Source organism: Mesorhizobium sp. M7A.F.Ca.CA.001.08.2.1, assembly GCF_003998455.1.
Lineage (GTDB): Bacteria > Pseudomonadota > Alphaproteobacteria > Rhizobiales > Rhizobiaceae > Mesorhizobium > Mesorhizobium ciceri.
This window is the reverse complement of sequence record NZ_RZPW01000271.1, coordinates 1-7481: the sequence shown is the minus strand read 5'-3', so window position 1 is coordinate 7481 and position 7481 is coordinate 1. Positions and strand designations below refer to the sequence as shown.

Here is a 7481-nt window from a genome sequence, read left to right as displayed (position 1 = left end):
CCTCCTGTCAAAATCCCCTGACACAAACAGTCCAAGACACTTCAATCACATAACAAAAAAACCCCGCCGAAAATCGACGGGGTTTGTCAGCAGTCTGAAAGCCCCGTTGCCGGGGCTTTCTTGACTTTCGTAAGGTTCAGTTCTTTCGGGGCAGTTGTGGCACCAGGCTGCGCTTGCCGCCGTCCTTGCCCTTGGCTTCGGGCTTCTGCGCCGCCAGCTTCTTGGCCGCCGGCTTTTTCACCACGGCCTTTCTGGACTTCGGCGTTTCTTCCGGCTCTTCCTTCTTCGGCTTCACCGGCGCCTCGTCGGCCAGCGATTCGAGCTTCAGGCCGGTCTCGCCGGTTTCCTTCTTCTCGACGGTGACGCGCACCGTGCCGCCCTTCTTGAGCTTGCCGAACAGCACCTCGTCGGCCAATGGCTTCTTGATGTGCTCCTGGATCACACGACCGAGCGGCCGCGCGCCCATGCGCTCATCATAGCCCTTGTCGGCGAGCCAGGCGATCGCGTCCGCCGACAGGTCGAAGGTGACGCCACGCTCGGAAAGCTGGGCCTCGAGCTGCATGACGAACTTCTGCACCACCTGATGGATGACCGGCACCGGCAGCGAGCCGAACGGGATGATCGCATCGAGACGGTTGCGGAACTCCGGCGTGAACAGCCGGTTGATCGCCTCGACATCGTCGCCTTCGCGCTTGGTCGAGCCGAAGCCGATCGCCGCACGCTGCGCATCCGACGCGCCCGCATTGGTGGTCATGATCAGGATCACATTGCGGAAGTCGATCTGCTTGCCGTTGTGGTCGGTCAGCTTGCCATGATCCATAACCTGCAACAGGATGTTGAACAGGTCCGGATGCGCCTTCTCGACCTCGTCCAGCAACAGCACGCAATGCGGATGCTGGTCGACGCCGTCCGTCAGAAGACCGCCCTGGTCGAAGCCGACATAGCCGGGAGGAGCACCGATCAGCCGCGACACGGTGTGGCGCTCCATATATTCCGACATGTCGAAGCGGATCAGCTCCACGCCGAGCGACGCGGCCAACTGCTTGGCCACTTCGGTCTTGCCGACGCCGGTCGGGCCGGAGAACAGGTAGGAGCCGATCGGCTTCTCCGGTTCGCGCAGGCCGGCACGCGCCAGCTTGATCGCCGAGGTCAGTGCGGTGATCGCAGTGTCCTGGCCATAGACGACTCGCTTCAGCTCGATATCGAGGCCCTGCAGCACCTTCTCGTCGTCGGCCGAAACCGTCTTCGGCGGGATGCGGGCCATGGTGGCGATCGTCGCCTCGATCTCCTTGATGCCGATAGTCTTCTTGCGCTTGGCTTCCGGCACCAGCATCTGCGAGGCGCCGGTCTCGTCGATCACGTCGATCGCCTTGTCCGGCAGCTTGCGGTCGTTGATGTAGCGTGCCGACAGTTCCACCGAGGCTTTGATCGCCTCGTTGGTGAACTTCACCTTGTGGAACTCCTCATAATAGGGCTTGAGGCCCTTCATGATCTCGATCGCGTCCTCGATGGTCGGCTCGTTGACGTCGATCTTCTGGAAGCGCCGCACCAAGGCACGGTCCTTCTCGAAGAACTGGCGGAATTCCTTGTAGGTGGTCGAGCCGATGCAGCGGATCGCACCCGACGACAGCGCCGGCTTCAACAGGTTGGACGCATCCATGGCGCCGCCTGAAGTCGCCCCTGCCCCGATCACCGTGTGGATCTCGTCGATGAACAGCACGGCGCCAGGATAATCCTCGAGCTCCTTGACGACCTGCTTCAGCCGTTCCTCGAAATCACCGCGATAGCGCGTGCCGGCGAGCAGCGTGCCCATGTCGAGCGCGAAGATGGTTGCATTGTGCAGCACTTCGGGAACGTCGCCCTCGACGATGCGCTTGGCCAGGCCCTCGGCGATCGCCGTCTTGCCGACGCCGGGGTCACCGACATAGAGCGGGTTGTTCTTGGAGCGGCGGCACAGCACCTGGATGGTGCGGTTGATCTCGGACTCGCGGCCGATCAGCGGATCGATCTTGCCGGCCTTGGCCTTGTTGTTGAGGTTGACGCAATAAGCCGTCAGCGCGTCCTGCTGCTGCTTCTTCTTGCCGCCTTCCTCTTGCGGCTCGGCGCCGTTCTGGCCGCCCTGCTCGTCGTCGGCGCCGCGCGGCGAGCGTGTCTCCGACGCGCCCGGACGCTTGGCAATGCCGTGCGAGATGTAGTTGACCGCATCGTAGCGGGTCATCTGCTGTTCCTGCAGGAAATAAGCGGCATGGCTCTCGCGCTCGGCGAAGATAGCGACGAGCACGTTGGCGCCCGACACTTCCTCGCGGCCAGAAGACTGCACATGGATCACCGCGCGCTGGATGACGCGCTGGAAACCGGCCGTCGGCTTGGAGTCCTCGTCGTAGCCGGTGACGAGGTTGTCCAGCTCGGTGTCGATATAGGTGAGAACCGTATGCTTGAGCTCATCGAGATCGACATTGCAGGCGCGCATGACGGCGGCCGCCTCGGTATCGTCGATGAGCGCGAGCAGCAGATGTTCTAGGGTTGCATATTCATGGTGCCGCTCATTGGCGAGCGTCAGCGCCTGGTGAAGCGCCTTTTCCAGGCCTTGGGAGAAAGCCGGCATGTTACCTCACTTCTTCTCCATCACGCATTGCAGCGGATGCTGATTCTGTCGGGCGAAATCCATGACCTGGGACACTTTGGTCTCGGCCACCTCGAATGTATAGACCCCGCACTCGCCCACTCCATGATTGTGAACATGAAGCATGATGCGTGTGGCGGCTTCGCGATCCTTCTGGAAAAAACGCTCCAGCACGTGAACCACGAACTCCATCGGAGTGTAGTCGTCGTTGAGGATGAGGACCCGATAAAGGCTGGGCTTCTTGGTCTTGGTTTTGGTGCGCGTGATGACGGCCGTCCCACGGCCGGCCCCATTGCCGTTACCGTCGCCGTCTTGCATTCGCACCACGCGTCTCGTGGCAGTCAAACCGATCGTCACGTATTCCTGCCTCTTTCGATTCCCCATGCGAGTTCGACATGTAGGTGTTCGATGTACGATTTTAAGCCCTTCTGGTTAGCTGACAATATGGCTAGGTCACCAAACTTGGACGATTTTCGCAATCGTGAAGGGGCGCGAGGCTCTGGAACGGAAATTGACACGAAAAAGCCCGGCCACGTTTCCACGGCCGGGCTTTTTCTCAGGGTCAAAAGGCTGAATCTGGGTCACGTCAGGCGAAATCAGTTCGCCCGGGCGAAATTACTTTGCCTTGGCAACGATCGATTCGAATGGCTTGTAGGCTTCCTTGGCGAGTTCGGCATAGAGATCGCCGATCTTGGTAGCCTCGGCGACGAACGCCTCATAGGACTGCTTGGCGTAGTCCGACTGGATCTCGATGGCCTTTTCCAGCGACTTGGCTGAAAACAGCTTCTCCACAGTGGCGCTGCCGGTTTCAAAACTCTTCTTGGTGTATTCACCAGCCTCGGTGGCAATCGCCTGTGCGCCCTTGGAGAGCGACGCGAAGCTCTTCAATCCGGTGTCGGCGAACTCTTTGCCGTATTTGCTGAAGTCCTCATAGGTCTGGGTCATTTCACGATTCCCTTGACGGTTGAGGCGTCCTTCTTCGGGGCGCCCTTGTGCAATGCAAGATAATATATTGTGCGCCGCACAAAAGTCAAGATTTCGCGGGCTTGCGGACCCGCCTGCGCAGCCAATGGCTAAAAATCGAATAAAGAGAGCTTCAAGCACGAAGAAAATGGTGAACGCGGCGGTTACCATAAACGGATTGGTAACGCTGCGCCGGTAGCTTGGCCGGAAGCGAGGCAGGACCCTTTGCCGCCTCCAACGCAACGAAGAAATCCAAGGGAAGTACCAGTGCGTAAGGCGTTGTTGGGCATCGTTTCCAAATCCACCTCCCCTCTCAAAACGATGATGATCATCGCCTTGGCGATGACATTCGTTTTTGGAGACGTTGCCTCGTCGCTGGCGGCCAAGCAGGCGGCCATCGTCGTGGATGCCAAGACTGGCAAGGTGCTTTACTCCGCAGATGCCAACGGCAGGCGCTATCCAGCTTCGCTGACCAAGATGATGACGCTGTACCTGACCTTCGAAGCGATGGCGAAGGGCAAGATCAGCAGGAATACGCCAGTGGTGTTTTCCGCCAAGGCCTCCGCCGAGGCGCCGACGAAACTTGGCGTGAAGCCGGGCGGTTCGGTCACGGTCGAGACCGCGATCCTGTCGATCGTCACCAAGTCAGCGAACGACTCGGCCACCGCGCTCGGCGAAATGCTCGGCGGCAATGAAACCACTTTTGCCCGCATGATGACCGCCAAGGCGCGTGCGCTGGGCATGAACGGCACCGTGTTCCGCAACGCCAATGGCCTGCCAGACCCTGGCCAGTTCACCACCGCGCGCGACATGGCGACGCTCGGTATCGCGCTGCGCGAGCATTTTCCGCAATATTACGGCTATTTCTCGCAGCGCTCCTTCCTCTACGGGCGTCAGCGCATCAACGGTCACAATCGCCTGCTCGGACGCATCAAGGGTGTCGACGGCATCAAGACGGGCTACACCCGCGCCTCCGGCTTCAACCTCGTCTCGTCGGTTTCCGACGGCAATCGCCGCATCGTCGGCGTGGTCATGGGCGGCAGTTCCGGCCGCAGCCGCGACAATCAGATGGCCAGCTTGATCAACACCTATCTGCCGAGGGCATCGACTCGCGGCGGTGGCGATCTGGTGGCCAAGGCCGGCGGCAACAACCCGGTCACCGCCCTCGCCCAGGTTCTCCTGCCCAAGCATGACGCTCCGACGCCCGATGACAAGCCTGTTGTGGCGCAGGACGACGCCACCGTCGCCGAGGACGCCACGGTCGCGGAAGACGATACCCCGCAGGCCGAAGAAGCAGCCTCCGTCGTCAAGACCAGAAAGGTCAAGACCGTCATCGTTTCAGCTCCCCAGGTCGCGACGGCCCAGGTCGTCGCTGCCTATGCCGAGCCAACGCCAGCGGCCGTCGACCCGGTCAACACGGCGTCGGTGCCGTCGGGCTGGGCCATTCAGGTCGCCTCGTCGCCAAAGCAGTCCGAGGCACAGGCCTTCCTCGACAAGACCACCAAGCAGGCGCCCAAGGTGCTGGCCGACGCCTCCGGCTTCACCGTCGCCTTCGACAAGGACGGCGTCACCTACTACCGCGCCCGCTTCGGCGGCTTCGGTTCGAAGACCGCCGCCTGGAAGGCCTGCACCGCTTTGAAGAAGAAGAACATCGAGTGCTACGCCGTCCAGCAGTAGGACGGCGTGGAAATCATCTCCCGGAAAAATTCTGCGTCGAAGGAGACTAGTTGTGATTGGAGAGCAAGACGTCCTTGGCTTCGTTAATCCGCGCCGCCAGGAAAGACGTGCCGCCGACATCGGGGTGCAGGCGCTGCATCAGGCGGCGGTGCGCCTTGCGGACATCCGCCGCGGCGGCCCCCGCTTCAAGACCAAGGACCTTGTAGGCCTCCTCCTTAGTCATGGCGCCCGGACCTGGCGCAACACCCAGCCCTTCGCCACCGTTCGTCTCAGTGTTTTTGCGCCAGACGGGAAATCTGCCGTCAAGATACGTCTCTAGCAACTGCCGGCTCTCCGGATCACCGGAGAGTTCGCGGTAGAGGTGCTGCAATTCCACCAGCCCCATCGCGCCAAGCATCTTGCCTTCGTGGCGGCCAGCCAGGACCAGTCCTTCGAGGCCGCCGGTATCGTGATCGAGCTCCATTTCCAATGCCGCTGTGCGCACCGTCGAGCGTTTGCCCGGTGCAAGCCCCGCCGGCTGGCGTTTCATTCGCATGGAACCATACCAGGCAATTGCCGCGGTGAGGATCATGCCGCCGACGCCTTCACGGCCGACCACCAGCACGGCGACGCCGACAACTGCCAGAAGAGCTGGCCCGAGCGTTCGCAGCGTGCCCGCCAGTTTCGCTGGCTCGGCACGCAGAAAAATCGTCACCGCGCCGAGCAGCAGCAAAAGCAACGCTACAAAAGCGATGATTGCGCCCATTATTTTCCGTCGCCCCGCAGATGCTCGATCATCAGCCGGTCTTCCGGCCTGCCTCTGGCTTCGAGCGCCTTCAACCCGCCGGTCGCGAACACGGCGACAGCCGAAAGCAGTCCGGCCAGGGTCGCGGCAGCCCGCCGATCAAACCGGAACCAGGCCCCCTTGGACAGCCGCGCAACCTCTTTGAACGCCTTTTCCGCGCTGGAATCATGGCCTTCCTGAAAGACGAAGACAGGAACGCCATGAAGGCCGAGGCTGCCGGCCTTTTCGGCCAGATCGTCGATATCCTCTTCCATCGCATCGCCGATATAGACCAGCGCATTGACCTTAGCGGTTGCCGTCTGTTTCAACGCATGCGCCAGCACCTTGCCGATCTGGGTGTGACCGCTGCGGCACTCGATCCGCGTCATCAGCTGCTTCAAGGCATTGGTGTCGCTCACGAAAGCGGACGAACGGCACTCGCCAAGACCGCGAAAATAAACCAGTTGCACGCTGAGGGTTCCTGCCTTGCCGACGGCGTCGAACATCTGGCCCTGCAGCGTGCAGGCCAGATCCCAGGTCGGCTGGCGGCTCATCGTCGCGTCGAGAGCAAGGATCAGCCTGCCCGAACCGGTCGCCGATGCGGCAAGTGTCCTCGCCTGGCGAATGAAGGCGTCGATCTCGCCGGCGTTGGATTGAGGCTTGATCGGCGCAGGATTGGTCCTCGCTGGCACAGGTTGCTTCTTATCGCTCATAAAAAACAAGATGTGGCGTTGCCACATCGCTTGCAAGCCCCACATCGGGTGGCACAAAGGGCCAGACGGTGATGCCACCTGGGGTCAGAGCAGGCCGAGATCGGCAAGCTCGCGCCTGAGTTTCGGCGGCATCTCGATCAGTCCGGCCTTGCCCTTGCCCAGATCGAGCGGCGCGTCGGCCGGCTTCAGATAGCGCCAGCCCTGAAAGGCCCGGCGCGGCTGCCAGTCGGTTCGAACAACCTCGGGGTCGAGAATCAGGTGGCAGCGGCCGATGCCTTCACTATCGGTGAACGGCCGGATCTCGGTGATCAGTTGGCGGCACTGCACATTTCCTTTGATCACCCAATAGAGCGAACCGCCATCGGTGACCTCGGCGCCGCGCGTCGGCATCATGCGCGTGGTGTGATATTGCTCGACCGGCTCACCGGCGCGCCGCCGCTCGTCGAGGCGGAAGGCGATCCACTCCTCGAGATCTTCGACGCTGTCGCAGCCGACACAGAGTTTTATGAGATTGAGAGACATCGCTTAAGGTTAGTCCCGCATGCGGACGCGTCAACGACCGGATCGACTTCTCCACAGTGGCAGTTTAGGCCAGCCTTCAGCATTCCACGACGTTGACGGCGAGCCCACCCAGGCTGGTTTCCTTGTACTTCTCGTTCATGTCGAGGCCGGTCTGGCGCATGGTCTCGATCGCTGCATCGAGAGGTACGAAATGGGTGCCGTCGCCCTTGATGGCTAGTGA

Annotated in this window: 8 protein-coding genes; 1 reads left to right on the top strand and 7 read right to left on the bottom strand. The window is 61.3% G+C overall.

Annotated features, from left to right (window positions below):
- Positions 1-136: 136 nt before the first annotated feature.
- The 3 genes from clpA to EN914_RS17375 all read right to left on the bottom strand — a co-directional run bounded on the left by clpA (position 137) and on the right by EN914_RS17375 (position 3568).
- Entirely contained in the window at positions 137-2605 is a 2469-nt protein-coding gene (gene clpA / locus EN914_RS17385; RefSeq protein WP_024503479.1) for an ATP-dependent Clp protease ATP-binding subunit ClpA, read from the bottom strand.
- A 6-nt stretch (positions 2606-2611) separates the two neighbouring features.
- Entirely contained in the window at positions 2612-2941 is a 330-nt protein-coding gene (clpS, locus tag EN914_RS17380; protein WP_023812950.1) for an ATP-dependent Clp protease adapter ClpS, read from the bottom strand.
- A 297-nt stretch (positions 2942-3238) separates the two neighbouring features.
- Entirely contained in the window at positions 3239-3568 is a 330-nt protein-coding gene (locus tag EN914_RS17375; RefSeq protein WP_013531776.1) for a phasin family protein, read from the bottom strand.
- A gap of 285 nt (positions 3569-3853) precedes the next feature.
- Between EN914_RS17375 and EN914_RS17370 the strand changes: the two genes are divergently transcribed.
- Positions 3854-5263, top strand: a complete 1410-nt coding sequence (locus EN914_RS17370; RefSeq protein ID WP_024503480.1) for a D-alanyl-D-alanine carboxypeptidase — start codon at positions 3854-3856, stop codon at positions 5261-5263.
- 46 nt (positions 5264-5309) lie between these two features.
- On the opposite strand, the gene EN914_RS17365 is transcribed toward EN914_RS17370, so the two are convergent.
- The 4 genes from EN914_RS17365 to EN914_RS17350 all read right to left on the bottom strand — a co-directional run.
- Positions 5310-6008, bottom strand: a complete 699-nt coding sequence (locus EN914_RS17365) for a DnaJ domain-containing protein (RefSeq protein WP_013531778.1) — start codon at positions 6006-6008, stop codon at positions 5310-5312.
- A complete protein-coding gene (locus tag EN914_RS17360; protein ID WP_024503481.1) occupies positions 6008-6739 on the bottom strand; it encodes a hypothetical protein in 732 nt (243 codons plus the stop codon). Before EN914_RS17360 ends, EN914_RS17365 begins: the two co-directional genes overlap by 1 nt.
- An 84-nt stretch (positions 6740-6823) precedes the next feature.
- The gene (locus EN914_RS17355; RefSeq protein ID WP_013531780.1) at positions 6824-7261 is read right to left on the bottom strand and encodes a DUF1489 family protein; all 438 of its coding nucleotides are present in this window, start codon (positions 7259-7261) and stop codon (positions 6824-6826) included.
- Between the two features lie 76 nt (positions 7262-7337).
- Positions 7338-7481: L-serine ammonia-lyase, iron-sulfur-dependent, subunit alpha (locus EN914_RS17350; protein WP_206527211.1), on the bottom strand; the 144-nt coding region annotated here is incomplete at its 5' end.